Genomic DNA, 15,631 nt, shown 5'->3' with positions numbered 1-15,631 from the left:
ACCTGAATCGAGGAGCTTCCAGAGTGAACAACAAGAAACTGCATCTGCTGGCCGCGGCCACCCTGCTGCTGGCCTGCGGCCTGGCCCAGGCCCAGGTCCGGCTGTACGGCCTGCTCGATATGAGCGTCGGCGCAGCCAAGGCGCCGGGCGGCCAGTCCATCAAGGGGGTCGACAGCGGCAAGATGACGACCAGCTATTTCGGCCTCTCGGGCAGCGAAGACCTGGGTGGCGGCCTGACGGCCTCGTTCACGCTGGACAGCTTTCTGCGCGCCGATGTCGGCAACAACGGCCGCTTCAACGGCGACAACTTCTGGGCCCGCAATGCCTGGGTGGCCCTGAGCAGCAAGGAGCTGGGCACCATGCGCCTGGGCCGCAACACCACGCCGCTGTTCGTGCAGACCCTGGCCTTCAATGCCTTCGGCGATTCCTTCGGCTACTCGCCCAGCATCCGCCAGTACTTCAGTGCCGGCGCCACGGTCAGCGGCACCACGGCCACCGGCGACACCGGCTGGAGCGACTCGGTGCTCTATCTGAGCCCCAAGTTCGGCGGCTTCAGTGCCGGGGCCTTTATCGCGGCCGGCGAAGGCGCGGGCGGCAGGAACTACGGCTTCAACGCCAACTATGGCGACGGGCCGCTGGCCCTGGGCTTCACCTACCAGAACGTCAAGAAGGACGGCGCCGCCCCGCTGGCAGACACCAAGACCTGGCAGGCCGCTGCGGCCTATGACTTCGGCGCGGCCAAGCTGTTCGGCCAGTACGGCAAGGTCGACAACACGACGACGGGCCGCGACTACAAGATCGCCGGCATCGGCGCCGCCGTGCCTATCGGCGACGGCAAGCTGCTGGCCCAGTACGGCCATCTGGGCGCCTCGGTCGGCCCGGACCGCAAGACCTTCAGCTTCGGCTACGACCACTTTGTCTCCAAGCGCACCGATGTCTATGCGGTAGCGATGAGCGACAAGCTCGACGGCCTGTCCGGTGGCAGCAGCTACTCGGTCGGCATCCGCCACCGCTTCTGATCTCGCTCGCGCCGGCTCACGCTTTCTCTCTTGCTAAGCTGCCGCCCATGGCATGGCATGGACATCTGAAGCTGGACTACCGGCGCGACGAGCAGGGGCGCACCACGGCCCTCGATAAACACCACGGCCCGCTGCGTGTGCTGCAGCGGCTCTATCCCGAGGGCCCGGGCGTTTGCCACCATGTGCTGGTGCATCCGCCCGGCGGCATCGTCGGCGGCGACCGGCTCGAGATCGAGATCGATCTGCAGACCGCCAGCCATGCCCTGCTGACCACGCCGGGCGCCACCCGCTACTACCGCAGCGCCGGCGAGCTGGCCAGCCAGCGCCTGCGCGCCCGGGTCGCCGAGGGCGCGCGGCTGGAATGGCTGCCGCTGGAGACCCTGATCTACGATGGCGCGCTGGCCGAGAACCGCATGGTGTTCGAGCTGGCGCCGGGCGCCGAGATGCTGGGCTGGGATGTGCTGGCGCTGGGCCTGCCGGCCGCCGGCCTGCCCTTTGCGCGCGGCCACTACACGCAACACCTGGAACTGCCCGGCCGCTGGCTGGAGCGCGGCCGCCTCGCCGCCGACGACCATGGCCTGCTGGACTCGCCGCTGGGCCTGGCCGGCCACAAGGTGATGGCCAGCCTGTGGTTCGCCGCGGGTCAGGTCTTGCCGAACGCCCGCCGGGAGGCCCTGCTGGAGACCGCCCGCGAGCTCTGCGCGGCCGACGGCTTGCGCGCCACGGCCGGCTGTACCGCCCCCGAGCCGGGCGTGGTGGTGCTGCGTGTGCTGGCACCCAAGGTCGAGCCGGCGATGGCCTTGCTGGCCCGGGTCTGGGCGGCCTGGCGCACCCAGGCCTGGGGCCTGCAGCCCTGCCCGCCGCGGGTCTGGCGGACCTGAACAAAGCGCTTGCCGGCAGGCACCCAAGCGCGGAAGATGCCCAACATCCGCCGCCTTGATCGGGGCTTTGGGCGACGGCAAAGCACGGATGATTCAGCCCTGTCACAGCAGCCGTCCGGCTCGACACAAGGGAGCGCTTCATGCAGGTTCTGAAGAATATGAGCATCGCCGCCAAACTTTCGGCGGCCTTTGCCATCATGCTGGGACTGTTGGCCATCCTGGCCTTGTTCGCGTTCTCGCGACTGCAGCTGGTGCAAGCCGAGTCGCGCACCATTAGCGGCAACTGGCTGCCCTCGGTGCAGGCCATCAATGGCCTGAGTGCCGACATCGTCGAGTTCCGCATCGGCCTGATCGTCAATCTGAACGCCACCGATGCCACGCAATCGGCCTCCTCGGCCAAGTCGATGGAGGACGCAAGCGCAGCCGCCCAGAAAAGCATGGCCGCCTATGACAAGCTGATCAGCAGCGACAACGAGCGGCGCGAGTTCGAGCGCTTTGCCGGGCTGTGGAGCAAGTACCAGGCGCTGGCAAAGCAGGTGGTCAGCTCGGTGCGCGATGGTCAGCTCGACGACGCCCGCAAGCTCGCCGGCGGCGAGGCCCGCCAGACCTTCACCCAGGCCAGCACCTTGCTGCGCCAGCTGGTCGAACTGAACAACAAGGGTGCCGATGCCTCGGCCGCCCATGGCGAGGATGTCTACAGCTCGGCCGCGCTGTGGCTGCTGATCGTCAGCCTGATCGCCGGCGGCCTGGCCATCGTGATGGCGCTGACCTTGATACGCGCGATCACCCGGCCGCTGGCCCAGGCCGTCAGCGCCGCCGACCGGGTGGCCGGTGGCGATCTGAGCCAGCCTATCCGTTTCGAGGGCAAGGACGAGACCGCGCGGCTGCTGGAGGCGATGCAGCGCATGCAGCAAAGCCTGGCCGGCACGGTCAGCAGCGTGCGCGAGGGCGCCGAGTCGGTCTCCACCGCCAGCGCCCAAATCGCCCAGGGCAATGCCGACCTGTCGGCCCGCACCGAGGAGCAGGCCTCCTCGCTGGAGCAAACCTCGGCGACGATGGAAGAGCTCAGCGCCACCGTGCGCCAGAACGCCGACAGCGCCCAGCAGGCCAACCAGCTGGCCCAGAGCGCCAGCGAGGTGGCGCGCAGCGGCGGCCAGGTGGTCGGCGAGGTGGTCACGACGATGCGCGGCATCGAGGACAGCTCCAAGCGCATTTCCGACATCATCTCCACCATCGACGGCATCGCCTTTCAAACCAATATCCTGGCGCTGAATGCGGCGGTGGAAGCGGCCCGCGCCGGCGAGCAGGGCCGCGGCTTCGCGGTCGTGGCCTCCGAGGTGCGCAGCCTGGCCCAGCGCAGCGCCGACGCCGCCAAGGAGATCAAGAGCCTGATCAACGACTCGGTCGAACGGGTGCAAAGCGGCACCCAGCTGGTCGACCGGGCCGGCCAGACCATGCAGGACATCGTCAACTCGGTGCAGCGGGTGGCCGATATCGTCGGCGAGATCAGCAGCGCCAGCGTCGAGCAGAGCGCCGGCATCGCCCAGGTCGGCGAGGCGGTGACCCAGCTGGACCGGGCCACCCAGCAGAACGCGGCGCTGGTCGAGGAAAGCGCAGCCGCCAGTGAGAGTCTCAAGCACCAGGCGGTGCGGCTGCTGGAGTCGGTGGCCAGCTTCAAGCTTGAGGGCCATCAGTCCCGCGCCCGCCCGGTCGCCGCACCGGCCCCCAAGGCCCCGGCCCACAAGCCTGCCGCTTTCAAGTCGGCAACGCCCCGCCCGGCGGCGCCCAAGCCTGCGCCCATCTCCAGCAAACCCCAGCCAGCGGCAGCCGCCGATGGCGACTGGAGCAGCTTCTAGAAAGCTGCCCACCCCTAGCGCCCAGGCTGCCGGCCGCCAACCCGCTTGGCACCATGCTCCGCCCTGCGCTGCCTGCGCTTGTCCTGCACACCGCAGCCCCACGTCGCGACGTCCCGGGCGGTGTTAGCGCCATTGACTGGCCCCGGCAATTGCCGGGGCCTTTTTTTGCCGATTGGCGGGCCGGCCGCAGCGCAAACCTATACAGTCAACCAGACCTAGAGCGCGCCAGCGAGCGCCGCAGTTGAGTCGCATGGCCAGCAAGGAGGCGCCATGAAAGGTGTGGTCTTCACCGAGTTTCTCGGCTTTGTCGCCGCCCGTTACGGCAACGACGCGGTCGACGATCTGATTGACGGGGCCGACCTGCCCAGCGGCGGTGCCTACACCACGGTCGGCACCTACAGCCATGCCGAGATGGTCAGCCTGTGCAACGGGCTGGCCGCGCGGACCGGCCTGCCGGTGCCCGAGCTGATGCGCGACTTCGGTATCCATCTGAGCGGCAGCTTCGGGCGGGCCTATCCGGCCTTCTTCGCCCGCTGTGGCGGGTTCTTCGATTTTCTTGAGAGCATCGAAGCCCATATCCATGTCGAGGTGCGCAAGCTCTACCCCGACGCCGAGCTGCCGAGCTTCGAGGTGCGCTCACGCGAACCGGTCCGGCTGGTACTGGACTATCGCAGCCCACGCCGCATGAACGCACTGGCCGAGGGCCTGATCCTCGGGTCGGCACGCCAGTTCGGCGTCGCGGTGCAGGTTCGCAGCCTGCCGATCGAGGGCGGCAATGGGGAGGGAACCCGTTTTGTCATCGAACTTGCCTGAGCCGTCCACCTCGTCGAGCGATTCGCAGCTGCTTGAGCGTCTGCGCCGCACGGAGGCCAGGCTTGAGCGCGAGCGGCGCGCGCGCGGCGAGGCCGAGCGCCTGCTGGAGAGCAAGTCGCTGGCCTTGTACGAAGCCAATATCGCGCTCAGTGCGCTGGCGGCCGATCTTGAGCAGCGGGTTGAGGACCGCACCCGGGAGCTGTCGACCGAGCGCCAGCTGGCGCTGCAGCGGGCCGAGATCGATGCGCTGACCGGCATTGCCAACCGCGCCTCGTTCGCCCGCCAGCTGGGCGCAGAGCTGGCCGATCCGAATGCCACCGCCAAGGGCGTGGCCGTGCTGCTGCTGGACCTCGACGATTTCAAGACGGTCAACGACACGCTGGGACACGCCGCCGGTGATGCCTTGCTGATCGAGTTCGCACGCCGGCTGGCCGAGACCGTGCGCCCGCGCGATCTGGTGGCACGGCTCGGCGGCGACGAGTTCGCCGTCATCGCGCGGGCGGTCGGCAGCCAGCGGGGCTTGCTGCATATGGCGCAGCGCCTGCTGCGCACACTGTGTCAGCCGGTCACGCTGAACGGGCGCCATGTGCCTTGCATGTGCTCGATCGGCATTGCCGAGGCCGGCCGGGAACGCTGTGGCGCCGACGATCTGCTGCGCGACGCCGATCTGGCCCTCTATGCCTCCAAGCGCGCCGGCCGCGCCCGCGTGACCTCGTTCGAGATCGCCTTGCGTGCCGACCTGGAGCAGCGCACCGCACTGGAGGCCCAGCTGCGCCGGGCAGTGGCCGAGGACCGCATCGTGCCCTGCTACCAACCCATCCTGCGCCTGAGCAGCGGCCGCTATGCCGGGGCCGAGCTGCTGGCGCGCTGGCAGACCGAGGACGGCGAGCTGCGCACGCCGGCGGTGTTTCTCGATGCGGTGGAGCGCCTGAGCCTGCTCGACACGATGATGGAGAACATGCTGCGCCGTGCGCTGCGCGAGGCCGGCCCGCTGGTGGCCGAGGGCCGGCTCGACTATCTGTCGATCAATGTCTCGCCCTCGCAGTTCAACCAGGGCTGGGCGCAGAGCCGGTTGCCGGCGCTGCTGACCGAGACCGGCTTTCCGGCCCAGGCCCTGGTGGTGGAGATCACCGAAACCGCCCTGCTGCACGACGTCGGCCGCACGCGGGCGATGCTGGCCGCGCTGACCGACGGCGGCATGCGCATCGCGCTGGACGACTTCGGCATCGGCTACTCGAACTTCTCGCTGCTGCGCCAGCTGCCGATCGACCTGCTGAAGCTGGACCGGACCCTGATCTGCGACATCGAGACCGACGGCCAGGCCCGGGCCTTGGCCGAATGCATTCTGGAGCTGGCCTCGCGGCTGAGCATCCCGGTAGTGGCCGAGGGCGTCGAATCGCAGGCCCAGGCCGAACTGCTGGCCGCGGCCGGCTGCGGCGCGATGCAGGGCTATTGGCTGGCCCGGCCGCAGCGCGAGCTGTCCACCTGGTTCGCGGCCGAGGCCGTGCCGCCACCGCGGCTCAGGGGCTGAGCGTCAGATGGAGACGCGCTCGCGCACACCGTCGCGCTGCATGTCCTGGCCGCGTCCGCGAGCGACGAACTCGCCGCGCTCCATCACCAGGTACTGGTCGGCCAGTTCCTCGGCGAAGTCGTAATACTGCTCGACCAGGATCACCGCCATGCGATGTTTCCTGCCGGCGATCTCCAGGCCTTCGTCGGCCAGCTGGCGCAGCACGCGGGCGATGTCCTTGATGATGCTGGGCTGGATGCCTTCGGTAGGCTCGTCCAGGATGATGAGCTTGGGCCCGGCCGCCAGCGCGCGCGCAATCGCCAGCTGCTGCTGCTGACCGCCCGAGAGGTCGCCGCCCCGCCGGTTGATCATGGCCTTCAGCACCGGGAACAGTTCGAACAGCTGCGGCGGTATCGGCGTGCCGCCGCTCTTGTAGGCCAGGCCCATGCGCAGATTGTCCTCGACCGTCAGCCGGCCGAAGATCTCGCGGCCCTGCGGCACATAGCCGATGCCGCGCCGCACGCGCTCGTAGGACGTCAGCTTGGCGATGTCCTGCCCGTCCAGGCTCAGCCCGCCGCTCTTGATCGGCACCACGCCCATCAAGCTCTTCAGCAAGGTGGTCTTGCCGACGCCGTTGCGCCCGAGTATCACCGTGATCTCGCCGAGCTGGGCCTCGAAGCTGAGGCCGCGCAGGATGTGCGAGCCGCCGTAGGCCTGGTGGATGTTGTCGACTTTCAGCATCTGATCAACGCCCAAGATACACCTCCACCACTTTCTCATTCGCCTGCACCTCGGACAGCAGGCCCTCGGCAAGCACCGAGCCCTCATGCAGCACCGTGACCTTCTTTCTGCCCTCGGTCAGCTGGTCGACGAACTTCATATCGTGTTCGACCACCACCAGCGAGTGTTGCCCCTCCAACGAGAGAAAGAGCTCGGCGGTGCGTTCGGTCTCCTCGTCGGTCATGCCGGCCACCGGCTCGTCGAGCAGCAGCAGCTTGGGGTCCTGCATCAGCAGCATGCCGATCTCCAGCCACTGCTTCTGACCATGCGACAAGAGTCCGGCCTGGCGTTGCGCTTCGGGCAGCAGATGGATCAGCTGCAGGATCTCGGCGATGCGATCCAGCTGCACGCCGGACAAGCGCGCGAACAGGCTGGCGCGGGCGCGACGGTCGGCGCTGAGTGCCAGCTCCAGGTTTTCGAACACGCTCAGCTGCTCGTAGACGGTCGGCTTCTGGAACTTGCGGCCGACGCCGATCTGGGCGATCTCGTTCTCGCGCAGGCGCAGCAAGTCGATGTTCTGGCCGAAGCTGACCGTGCCCTGGTCGGGCCGGGTCTTGCCGGTGATGACATCCATCATCGTGGTCTTGCCGGCGCCATTGGGGCCGATGATGCAGCGCAGCTCGCCGACATTGATCGCCAGGCTCAGCTGATTCAAGGCCCTGAAACCATCGAAGGACACCGTGATGTCGTCCAGATACAGGGCCACGCCGTGGGCAAAGTCGGGTGTGCCGGCGGTCAGCAGGCGGCCAAACGAGGCCGAGCCGCCCGACGAGCCCGCCTGCAGCGCGGCCAGCTTGCTCTCGTGCTCGCTGCGCAGCTTGCTGCCCTCCTCCATCAGCTCGGGCGTCATGCGCGCTCTCCCTGCTTGCCTGTGAGTTTCCTGAACAGGCCGACGATGCCATTCGGCAGGAACAGGGTCACCGCGATGAAGAGCGCGCCGAGGAAATACAGCCAGAACTCGGGGAAGGCCTGGGTGAACCAGCTCTTGGCGCCATTGACGAAGAAGGCGCCGACGATGGGGCCGATCAGCGTCGCACGGCCGCCGACGGCCGTCCAGATCGCGATCTCGATCGAGGCCGCCGCCGACATCTCGCCGGGGTTGATGATGCCGACCTGGGGCACATAGAGCGCGCCGGCCACCGCGCACATCAACGCCGACAACACCCAGATCGCCAGCTTGTAGGCCAGCGGGTTGTAGCCGGTGAACATCACGCGGCTCTCGGCATCGCGGATGGCCTGCAGCACACGGCCGAACTTGCTCTGCACGATCCAGCGCGCCATCAGGAAGAAGGCGATCAGCACCAGTCCGGTGAGGACGAACAGCACCATCCGGGTGGAAGGCTGCGCCAGCGGCACGCCGAGGAGGCGCTTGAAATCGGTGAAGCCGTTGTTGCCGCCGAAGCCGGTCTCGTTGCGGAAGAACAGGAGCATGGCCGCGAAGGTCAAGGCCTGCGTGATGATCGAGAAGTAGACGCCCTTGATGCGCGAACGAAAGGCGAAGTAGCCGAATACAAAGGCCAGCAGTCCCGGCACCAGCAGCACCAGCAGCATCTGCAGCACGAAGGAGTCGCTGAGGGCCCAGTGCCAGGGCAGCGCCTTCCAGTCCAGGAAGACCATGAAGTCGGGCAGATCGCTCTGGTAGTTGCCGTCGCGGCCGATCTGGCGCATCAGGTACATGCCCATGCCATAGCCGCCCAGCGCGAAGAACAGGCCGTGGCCCAGGCTCAAGATGCCGGTATAGCCCCAGATCAGGTCCATCGCCAGCGCGCAGATCGCGTAGCACATGATCTTGCCCACCAGGCCCACCGCATAGTCGCTCATATGCAAGACATGACCCTCGGGCAGGGCCAGGTTCAACAGCGGCACAACGATGGCCACCACCAGCAGACAGGTGGCCACGGCCAGCCAGCCGCTGGCGGACAGCAGGCCGCGTGAGGGCTGCAGCAGGGTCGTGTTCGGAGTGACAGGTGTGTTCATCATGCTTCCGCGCTCCGGCCCTTCATCGCGAACAGCCCTTGCGGTCGTTTTTGGATGAAGACGACGATGAAGACCAGCACCATGATCTTGGCCAGCACCGCACCGGCCCAGTCCTCCAGCAGCTTGTTCAGGATGCCCAGCCCCAGGGCCGCGATCACGGTGCCGGCCAGCTGGCCGACGCCGCCCAGCACCACCACCATGAAGCTGTCGACGATATAGCTCTGGCCCAGATCCGGGCCGACATTGCCGACCTGGCTCAGCGCGCAGCCGGCCAGGCCGGCGATGCCGGCGCCCAGCGAGAAGGCATAGGTGTCGATGCGGGCGGTGTTGACGCCCATGCAGGCGGCCATGCGGCGATTCTGCGTGACGCCACGCACGAACAGGCCCAGCCGCGTCTTCGCGATCAGCAGCGCCACGCCGGCCAGCACCAGCAAGGCAAAGCCGATGATGGCGATGCGGTTGTAGGGCAGGGTCAGATTGCTCATCAGCGCGAAGCCGCCGGACAGCCAGGCCGGGTTCTCGACCGGCACGTTCTGCGCGCCGAACAGGCTGCGCACCGCCTGCATCAGCACCAGGCTGATGCCCCAGGTGGCCAGCAGGGTCTCCAGCGGCCGACCATAGAGCCAGCGGATGATACTGCGCTCCAGCACCGCGCCGACCAGGGCCGCAGCCAGAAAGGAGGCGGGAATGGCCAGCAGCACGTAGTAGTCAAACGCGCCGGGCAGATAGCTGCGGAACAGGTTCTGCACCACATAGGTCGCATAGGCGCCGATCATCATCAGCTCGCCGTGCGCCATATTGATCACGCCCATCAGCCCGTAGGTGATGGCCAGACCCAGCGCGACCAGCAGCAGGATGGAGCCGAGACTGACGCCGGTGAAGACCAGGCCCAGGCGCTCGCCCCAGGCCAGGCGGCCTTCCAGCTTGGCCAGGGCCTGCGACAGCGCGCTCTTGACCTCAGCGTCCGATTCGGCCGCGATGCGCTCGATCAGCAGGCTGCGCACCGCCGGGTCGCTGGCGCCGGCCAGCTGCTGCGCGGCCTCCAGGCGCCTGGTCTTGTCGGGCGAGGCGATCACCAGGGCCGCGCGCATCAGGGACAGTTGGGTCTTGATGCCCGCGTCGCTCTCGCTGGCCAGGGCCTTGTCCAGCAGCGGCAGCTGGGACTCGTCCAGCGACTGCTTGCCAAGCTCGACGACGGCCTCGCGGCGCGTCGCCAGCTCGGGAGCGAACAGCTTCAGCGCTGCCAGCGCGGCCTGCAGCGCGCCGCGCATGCGGTTGTTGTTCGTCACATCCTCGGCACCCTCGGGCGCGGCCTGGTCGCCCTTGATGACCAGCACCTGCTCGGGCGTCAGCTTGACCGCATCGTCCAGCAGGGCCTGCACAAATTCGGCCAGGCCCGGCTCGGCGCCGGCGGCCGCCGCATTGAGCGCGGCAATGCGCTCATCGGTCTCGCCGCTCGCGATGGCGCGGGCTTGTTGCGGGGTCAGGGCGTGGGCAAGAGGCACTTGGCTGGCGACAAACAGCAGCCAAGCACCTGCTCTGAGCAGGCGCTTGATCATCACGGCTCCGTGGCGAGGGGCTGAATTACTTCGCTACCGGCTCGTCTTTCTTGCCCTTGTTCTCGGGGATGTAGGGGCTCCACGGCTGGGCCTTGACCGGGCCAGGCGTCTTCCAGACCACGTTGAACTGGCCGTCGGCCTTCACTTCGCCGATGAAGACGGGCTTGTGCAGATGGTGGTTCTTCGCGTCCATCGTGCTGGTGAAGCCGCCCGGGGCCTTGAAGGTCTGGCCTGCCATCGCGGCGATGACCTTGTCGGTATCGGTGCTCTTGGCCTTGGTGACCGCCTGGGCCCACATATTGAAGCCGATATAGGTCGCCTCCATCGGGTCATTGGTCAGCGGCTTGTCCTTGTGGCCGGGGATGTTCTTGGCCTTGGCATAGGCGGCCCACTTCTTCGTGAACTCGGTGTTGGCCGGGTTCTTGATCGACATGAAATAGTTCCAGGCGGCCAGATGGCCCACCAGCGGTTTCGTGTCGACGCCGCGCAGCTCTTCCTCGCCGACCGAGAAGGCCACCACCGGCACATCGGTCGCCTTCAGGCCCTGATTGCCCAGCTCCTTGTAGAAAGGCACGTTGGAGTCGCCGTTGATCGTCGACACCACGGCCGTCTTCTTGCCCTCGGCGCTGAACTTCTTGATCTTGGCGATGATGCCTTGATAGTCGGAGTGACCGAAGGGGGTGTACTCCTCCATGATGTCGGCGTCGGCTACACCCTTGCTCTTCAGGAAGGCGCGCAGGATCTTGTTGGTGGTGCGGGGGTACACATAGTCGGTGCCCAGCAGCACGAAGCGCTTGGCCGAGCCGCCGTCCTTGCTCATCAGGTATTCGACGGCCGGGATGGCCTGCTGGTTCGGCGCGGCGCCGGTGTAGAACACGTTCTTGCTCAACTCCTCGCCCTCGTACTGCACCGGGTAGAACAGCAGGCCGTTGAGCTCCTCGAAGACCGGCAGCACCGACTTGCGCGACACCGAGGTCCAGCAGCCGAACACCGCGGCGACCTTGTCCTGCGAGATCAGCTGCTTGGCCTTCTCGGCGAACAGCGGCCAGTTCGACGCCGGGTCGACCACCACCGGCTCCAGCTTCTTGCCCAGGAGGCCGCCCTTGGCATTGATCTCGTCGATGGCCATCAGCACGGTGTCCTTCAACACCGTCTCCGAGATCGCCATCGTGCCGGACAGGCTGTGCAGCACGCCGACCTTGATGGTGTCGGCTGCGTGGGCAGGCAGGCCCAGGCCGGCGATGCCCAAGGCCAGGGCGGACAGGTTCAGGGTGCGGCGCGATACAAGCTTCATGGCGGGGGTCTCCTGCACGGGGTTGAGTAAGGGGTGGAGTCAGGCTTACAGCTGACGCCAGTCTCACGAGACACCGCCGGTTCAGGAATACGCCATCTTGCGTAGTTGCTGCTGCTTGACGGCCGGCCGCCCGACCCGGACATAGGCAAAATGCGTCCCCAGGGCGCCAGCGTCGCCCCCCCAGGAAGGAGAGAGTTCCCTATGGCGTTGCAGGCAAACCGCCAGTTGGCCACTGCGGAGTTCTGGCGTGACGAGCGACTGCCCCGGGTCGAGATGCGCAGCGTGCGCGCCGGCCACGGGATTTGCTATGCCCGGCATTTCCACGACACGGTGACCATCGGGGCCATCGTCCAAGGCGCTTGCCTCCATTCGACCGAGCAGCACAAACACGCGCTCACCGCCGGCACCCTCGTTGTCGTCAACCCGGGCGAGATCCACGACTGCGTCAAGGTCGGCCATCAGCCGCTGTCCTACCTGATGCTGTATGTCGACGCCTCGCTCGTCGCGGCCCACCAAGGCAGACCCGATGAGGCCAGGCCTGGCGGTTTCCGCCCGTTCGCCAGCACGGTCACTGGCCGGCTCTTTCATGAGCTTGCTGCGCTGCATGGCATGCTCGTCCGTCCGGACTTGGCCTTGCTCGCCAAGGATTGCGCCCTCCACGTCTTCCTGATGCGATTGAATGCAGCGCTGGTACAGAGCCAAGGGCCGCGCTATCACCCGGCACCGTCACGCAAGCTGGCGATGGCGGCGGAATTCATTCACGCGAGCTTCCAGAGTTCGCTGAAGCTGGAGGACATTGGCGCTGCGTCCGGGCTGTCAGTCTCCCAGCTGATCCGCTCGTTTGCCCGGCAATTCGGCATGAGCCCACATCAATATCTGACACACCGGCGCATTCAGTTCGCCAAAGATCAGCTGCGCGCCGGCCACCCGATAGCCGCCGTCGCGGTCGATGCAGGCTTCGCCGACCAAGCCCATCTGCAGCGTACCTTCAAGGCGCAGATGGCCGCCACGCCGGGTCAGTACCAGGGCAGCATCCGCCGCCGCTCATGAGGCCAGCAGCAGGTAGCCCGCACTGCCCACCAGACACAGCGCCAGGACGGCATTGAGCACGCGCAGGCGTGCCGGCGTCTGCAGCGCCGTTCGCATCATCGCGCCCGCCAATGCCCAGCTCGCAAGCGAGAGATAGCAGACCATAAAGTAGATCGCGGCAAAAACCCACAGACGGTGAGGCTCGCCGTTTCCCGCAAAAGTCCCGACACCCGCGACCGCCGCCAGCCAAGCCTTAGGATTGAGCCATTGCATGCCCGCCCCAGCCAGCAGCGACGCCTCCTGACCGACGGCACCAATTGGCAAGCTGCCATCGTCACGGGCCAGACGGAACGCCATGTAGAGCAGGAACAGAATGCCCGCCCAATGCAGGGCCATCGTCAGCCACGGCCACAGCGCCAGCAAGCCACGCAGACCGAAGCCCGCCAGGAGCAGCAGCAGCGTGAAGCCGAGCGTCGCGCCGGTCACATGCCGCATGCTGACTGTGATGCCGTGTCGGGCGCCCAGACCAAGGGCCACCACATTCACCGGTCCCGGCGAGATCGAGGCAGCGAGGGCGAAGAAGGTCATCGGGAGCATGTCGTTCATACAGAGCTTGACTCGAAATAGGCTCCCATGGTGGGCGCGCCGCAGCGCCCGGTATTGAACAAAATGCGCGTTCTCGCCGCACCTTGGGGTGATTGTTCCGGCCCACACATGTCCTTACGCTCACCCCCTGCTCACCACGCCATCTGCAGCGGCGAAAGGAAAGAACGTGAACGTTTCGAAATGGGCGGCTGCGGCCGCCATGGGAGCAGGCTTGCTGGCCTGCGGTGGCGGCGAGGGCAATCCGCCAGCGCCCGGCGGCGAAACGCCGGCAGCCATTGCAATCAGCGTGCCGGGCCGCTACATCATCAAGCTGGCCGCCAATGGCGGCAGCAGCTGGGTGGCTCTCGCCGAGAAAGCCCGGCGCTTCGAGAACACCACCACGCCGGACCGGCAGTTGCTGCTGTCGGCCGAGGGCGGGCGCGTGCAACTGCAGGCCTACACGCCACCCGACGGCTGGTCGCTGATCGATTTCACGCTGCATCCCTCGCGCGAGATCAGTGTCGTGCTGGCCTCGGACCATCGCCTGCGCCTGCAGCGGCTCAGCGCCACAGGCACGCTGCTGCGGGATCAGGAGTTTCTCGACCCGCCGGCCGCCACCGATCCCATCATCAACGGGCCGTTCGCGCTGATGAACTCGCAGTCGCTGCTGCCACTGGTCACGCGCGACGCGGCCCGCCTGGGTGCGATCGGCGAAGACCTGGTGCTGGGCTTTCGCAGCGGGCGTTTCGCCGTGGTGCTGCACCGGCTCGCCTACAGCGCCGACGCAGGCTTCGCCAAGCGCTGGCGCAGCCTGGTCGAGCCCGGCGTGCTGATCGGCGCCTCGCTGCCGATGTCGGGCAGCTTCGACCCTTTCAAGAGCGTGGACCATATGTGGCGGCTGGCGCTGGAGGTCGACACGCAAGGCCGCATCGCCATCGCGCTGTCGCTGACCCATACCGAGCTGGTGGCAGGTCATGCCGAGCATTTCGGCGAAGCGCTGGATCGCTCGGTGACCGACGGTTTCCTGCTGAGCCGCTTCTCGGCCGAGGGGCAGCGCCTGTACAGCGTGCTGAAGAACACCGGCCAGCGTGCCGAAGTCCACGGCCTGCGCTGGATCGGCGAGCGCATCGCCGTCGTCGGCCGCACGCGCAGCGTGCAGACCCCGGAGGGTTGGAACGGCTTTGTGGCCCTGCTGAGCGACGCCAGCCGGACACTGAACTACGAACTGATCGACGTCGATCAGGGCGAGGTGCTGTTCGACATCGCCGCGCTGCCCGGCGGCCGGTTGCTGGCCACCGGCGCGGCCGGCTACACGCAGAACCCGACCGGCGCCAGCATTTCGGAAGCGGCCAGCCCGCTGCTGGTCCAGCTCGCGGACGACGGCAAGTTGCTCAAGCACATCCCTCTGGCGAGGGGACCGCGCCACAACCAGCTGCGCGCGGCCCTGGCATGGCAGAACGGCTGGCTGCTGGGCAGCATGGACAACGGTCCCGGCACCCATTCGGCCGATGGCGATGCCGCGCAGCTGACCGCCGACGGCCAGCTGCGCGAGCAGCGGCAACTGGACCTGTAGCCCGGTCCAACCATCGCTGAACGGCAACGCGTCGGTCGAGTAGAGTCGCGCTGATGAACAGACTGCTCACCGAACTGCAGCGCCTCTATGCGCCGACGGCGCCCGCCAACGCGCCTGCCGAGGGCCAGGTGCGCGCGCTGCTGCTGGAGCTGGCCCGGCCGGCCGACTGGGATGCGCTGGGCGCCGTCTGGCGCGGCGTGCAGGCAGATCTGGCGCTGCCCGCCCCCGCCATCGCGGTCAATGGGCGCGATGGCTACCAGCTCTGGTTCTCGCTCGCCGAGCCGGTGCCGGCCGCGCAGGCGCTGGCCTTTCTGGAAGGCCTGCGCCGGCGCTATCTGGGCGGCATCGCGGCACAGCGGCTGAGGCTGGAGAACGTGGCCCAGGAACTGCCACCGCGCCAGCTGCCCGGCGGCCTGTGGTCGGCCCTGCTGGCCCCGGACCTGGCGCCGGTCTTTGCCGACGAGCCCTGGCTCGACACCGAGCCCGGCGCTGAGGGCCAGGCGGACCTGCTGTGCCGACTCCAGCCGATCAAGAGCGCCGACTTTCGCGCCGCGCTGGAGCGGCTAGCGCCGGACACGCCCACGCCAAGGGTCGACACCGCATCGGCCGCCCCTGCCCCGTCGGCCGCTGCCGACCAGGACGCGCCGCGCCGCTTTCTGCTGGGCGTGATGAACGACGCCAGCGCGCCCCTGCATCTGCGCATCGAGGCGGCCAAAGCACTGCTGTAGAGGCGATAAAAAAGGGCGCTCGTCGCG

The 15,631-nt window shown here is 67.5% G+C and carries 14 protein-coding genes; 8 read left to right on the top strand and 6 right to left on the bottom strand.

The window, feature by feature from the left end; translation table 11 throughout:
- Nucleotides 1–23: 23 nt before the first annotated feature.
- The 5 genes from ABGI63_RS09440 (at nucleotide 24) to ABGI63_RS09420 (ending at nucleotide 6,100) form a co-directional block, all read left to right on the top strand.
- Entirely contained in the window at nucleotides 24–1,019 is a 996-nt protein-coding gene (locus ABGI63_RS09440; protein WP_349742176.1) for a porin, read from the top strand.
- A gap of 47 nt (nucleotides 1,020–1,066) precedes the next feature.
- The gene (locus ABGI63_RS09435; protein WP_349742175.1) at nucleotides 1,067–1,900 is read left to right on the top strand and encodes an urease accessory protein UreD; all 834 of its coding nucleotides are present in this window, start codon (nucleotides 1,067–1,069) and stop codon (nucleotides 1,898–1,900) included.
- 140 nt (nucleotides 1,901–2,040) lie between these two features.
- Nucleotides 2,041–3,756, top strand: a complete 1,716-nt coding sequence (locus tag ABGI63_RS09430) for a methyl-accepting chemotaxis protein (protein ID WP_349742174.1) — start codon at nucleotides 2,041–2,043, stop codon at nucleotides 3,754–3,756.
- A gap of 270 nt (nucleotides 3,757–4,026) precedes the next feature.
- Nucleotides 4,027–4,569: a heme NO-binding domain-containing protein gene (locus ABGI63_RS09425; protein ID WP_349742173.1), complete on the top strand. Its 543-nt coding sequence runs from the start codon at nucleotides 4,027–4,029 to the stop codon at nucleotides 4,567–4,569.
- Nucleotides 4,550–6,100, top strand: a complete 1,551-nt coding sequence (locus tag ABGI63_RS09420) for a putative bifunctional diguanylate cyclase/phosphodiesterase (RefSeq protein ID WP_349742172.1) — start codon at nucleotides 4,550–4,552, stop codon at nucleotides 6,098–6,100. Before ABGI63_RS09425 ends, ABGI63_RS09420 begins: the two co-directional genes overlap by 20 nt.
- A gap of 3 nt (nucleotides 6,101–6,103) precedes the next feature.
- On the opposite strand, the gene urtE is transcribed toward ABGI63_RS09420, so the two are convergent.
- From urtE to urtA, 5 genes are read right to left on the bottom strand one after another with little or no spacing between them, the layout of a single operon-like run.
- On the bottom strand, nucleotides 6,104–6,820 hold the full coding sequence (urtE, locus tag ABGI63_RS09415) for an urea ABC transporter ATP-binding subunit UrtE (protein ID WP_349742171.1): 717 nt from the start codon (nucleotides 6,818–6,820) through the stop codon (nucleotides 6,104–6,106).
- 4 nt (nucleotides 6,821–6,824) lie between these two features.
- Nucleotides 6,825–7,709: an urea ABC transporter ATP-binding protein UrtD gene (gene urtD, locus ABGI63_RS09410; protein WP_349742170.1), complete on the bottom strand. Its 885-nt coding sequence runs from the start codon at nucleotides 7,707–7,709 to the stop codon at nucleotides 6,825–6,827.
- The gene (urtC, locus tag ABGI63_RS09405; protein WP_349742394.1) at nucleotides 7,706–8,836 is read right to left on the bottom strand and encodes an urea ABC transporter permease subunit UrtC; all 1,131 of its coding nucleotides are present in this window, start codon (nucleotides 8,834–8,836) and stop codon (nucleotides 7,706–7,708) included. The genes urtD and urtC overlap by 4 nt, the downstream gene beginning before the upstream one ends.
- On the bottom strand, nucleotides 8,836–10,395 hold the full coding sequence (gene urtB, locus ABGI63_RS09400; protein ID WP_349742169.1) for an urea ABC transporter permease subunit UrtB: 1,560 nt from the start codon (nucleotides 10,393–10,395) through the stop codon (nucleotides 8,836–8,838). The genes urtC and urtB overlap by 1 nt, the downstream gene beginning before the upstream one ends.
- 25 nt (nucleotides 10,396–10,420) lie before the next feature.
- Nucleotides 10,421–11,689: an urea ABC transporter substrate-binding protein gene (urtA, locus tag ABGI63_RS09395; protein WP_137941039.1), complete on the bottom strand. Its 1,269-nt coding sequence runs from the start codon at nucleotides 11,687–11,689 to the stop codon at nucleotides 10,421–10,423.
- Nucleotides 11,690–11,890: 201 nt separating this feature from the next.
- Here urtA and ABGI63_RS09390 point away from each other — a divergent pair, with 201 nt between their 5' ends.
- Nucleotides 11,891–12,739, top strand: coding sequence for a helix-turn-helix transcriptional regulator (locus tag ABGI63_RS09390; protein ID WP_349742168.1), 849 nt, complete (start codon nucleotides 11,891–11,893; stop codon nucleotides 12,737–12,739).
- Here ABGI63_RS09390 and ABGI63_RS09385 read toward each other — a convergent pair.
- Nucleotides 12,734–13,324, bottom strand: a complete 591-nt coding sequence (locus tag ABGI63_RS09385; RefSeq protein ID WP_349742167.1) for a LysE family translocator — start codon at nucleotides 13,322–13,324, stop codon at nucleotides 12,734–12,736. The two genes, ABGI63_RS09390 and ABGI63_RS09385, sit on opposite strands and share 6 nt — an antisense overlap.
- 166 nt (nucleotides 13,325–13,490) lie before the next feature.
- Between ABGI63_RS09385 and ABGI63_RS09380 the strand changes: the two genes are divergently transcribed.
- Nucleotides 13,491–14,876: a hypothetical protein gene (locus ABGI63_RS09380; RefSeq protein ID WP_349742166.1), complete on the top strand. Its 1,386-nt coding sequence runs from the start codon at nucleotides 13,491–13,493 to the stop codon at nucleotides 14,874–14,876.
- A 53-nt stretch (nucleotides 14,877–14,929) separates the two neighbouring features.
- Nucleotides 14,930–15,604, top strand: a complete 675-nt coding sequence (locus ABGI63_RS09375; RefSeq protein WP_349742165.1) for a hypothetical protein — start codon at nucleotides 14,930–14,932, stop codon at nucleotides 15,602–15,604.
- Nucleotides 15,605–15,631 lie beyond the last annotated feature (27 nt).

Origin of the sequence: Roseateles cavernae (assembly GCF_040187885.1) — a bacterium.
Lineage (GTDB): Bacteria > Pseudomonadota > Gammaproteobacteria > Burkholderiales > Burkholderiaceae_C > Roseateles_E > Roseateles_E cavernae.
The sequence above is the reverse complement of the archived record's forward strand: the minus strand, read 5'-3'. Positions and strand labels throughout refer to the sequence as shown.

What these genes read in the sequence shown, in the direction of transcription:
- urtD (WP_349742170.1), bottom strand. Translation starts at nt 7,709, where the DNA reads ATGACGCCCGAGCTGATGGAGGAGGGCAGCAAGCTGCGCAGCGAGCAC.
- urtB (WP_349742169.1), bottom strand. Translation starts at nt 10,395, where the DNA reads ATGATCAAGCGCCTGCTCAGAGCAGGTGCTTGGCTGCTGTTTGTCGCC.
- ABGI63_RS09390 (WP_349742168.1), top strand. Translation starts at nt 11,891, where the DNA reads ATGGCGTTGCAGGCAAACCGCCAGTTGGCCACTGCGGAGTTCTGGCGT.
- ABGI63_RS09425 (WP_349742173.1), top strand. Translation starts at nt 4,027, where the DNA reads ATGAAAGGTGTGGTCTTCACCGAGTTTCTCGGCTTTGTCGCCGCCCGT.
- urtC (WP_349742394.1), bottom strand. Translation starts at nt 8,836, where the DNA reads ATGAACACACCTGTCACTCCGAACACGACCCTGCTGCAGCCCTCACGC.
- urtE (WP_349742171.1), bottom strand. Translation starts at nt 6,820, where the DNA reads ATGCTGAAAGTCGACAACATCCACCAGGCCTACGGCGGCTCGCACATC.
- urtA (WP_137941039.1), bottom strand. Translation starts at nt 11,689, where the DNA reads ATGAAGCTTGTATCGCGCCGCACCCTGAACCTGTCCGCCCTGGCCTTG.
- ABGI63_RS09430 (WP_349742174.1), top strand. Translation starts at nt 2,041, where the DNA reads ATGCAGGTTCTGAAGAATATGAGCATCGCCGCCAAACTTTCGGCGGCC.
- ABGI63_RS09385 (WP_349742167.1), bottom strand. Translation starts at nt 13,324, where the DNA reads ATGAACGACATGCTCCCGATGACCTTCTTCGCCCTCGCTGCCTCGATC.
- ABGI63_RS09435 (WP_349742175.1), top strand. Translation starts at nt 1,067, where the DNA reads ATGGCATGGCATGGACATCTGAAGCTGGACTACCGGCGCGACGAGCAG.
- ABGI63_RS09375 (WP_349742165.1), top strand. Translation starts at nt 14,930, where the DNA reads ATGAACAGACTGCTCACCGAACTGCAGCGCCTCTATGCGCCGACGGCG.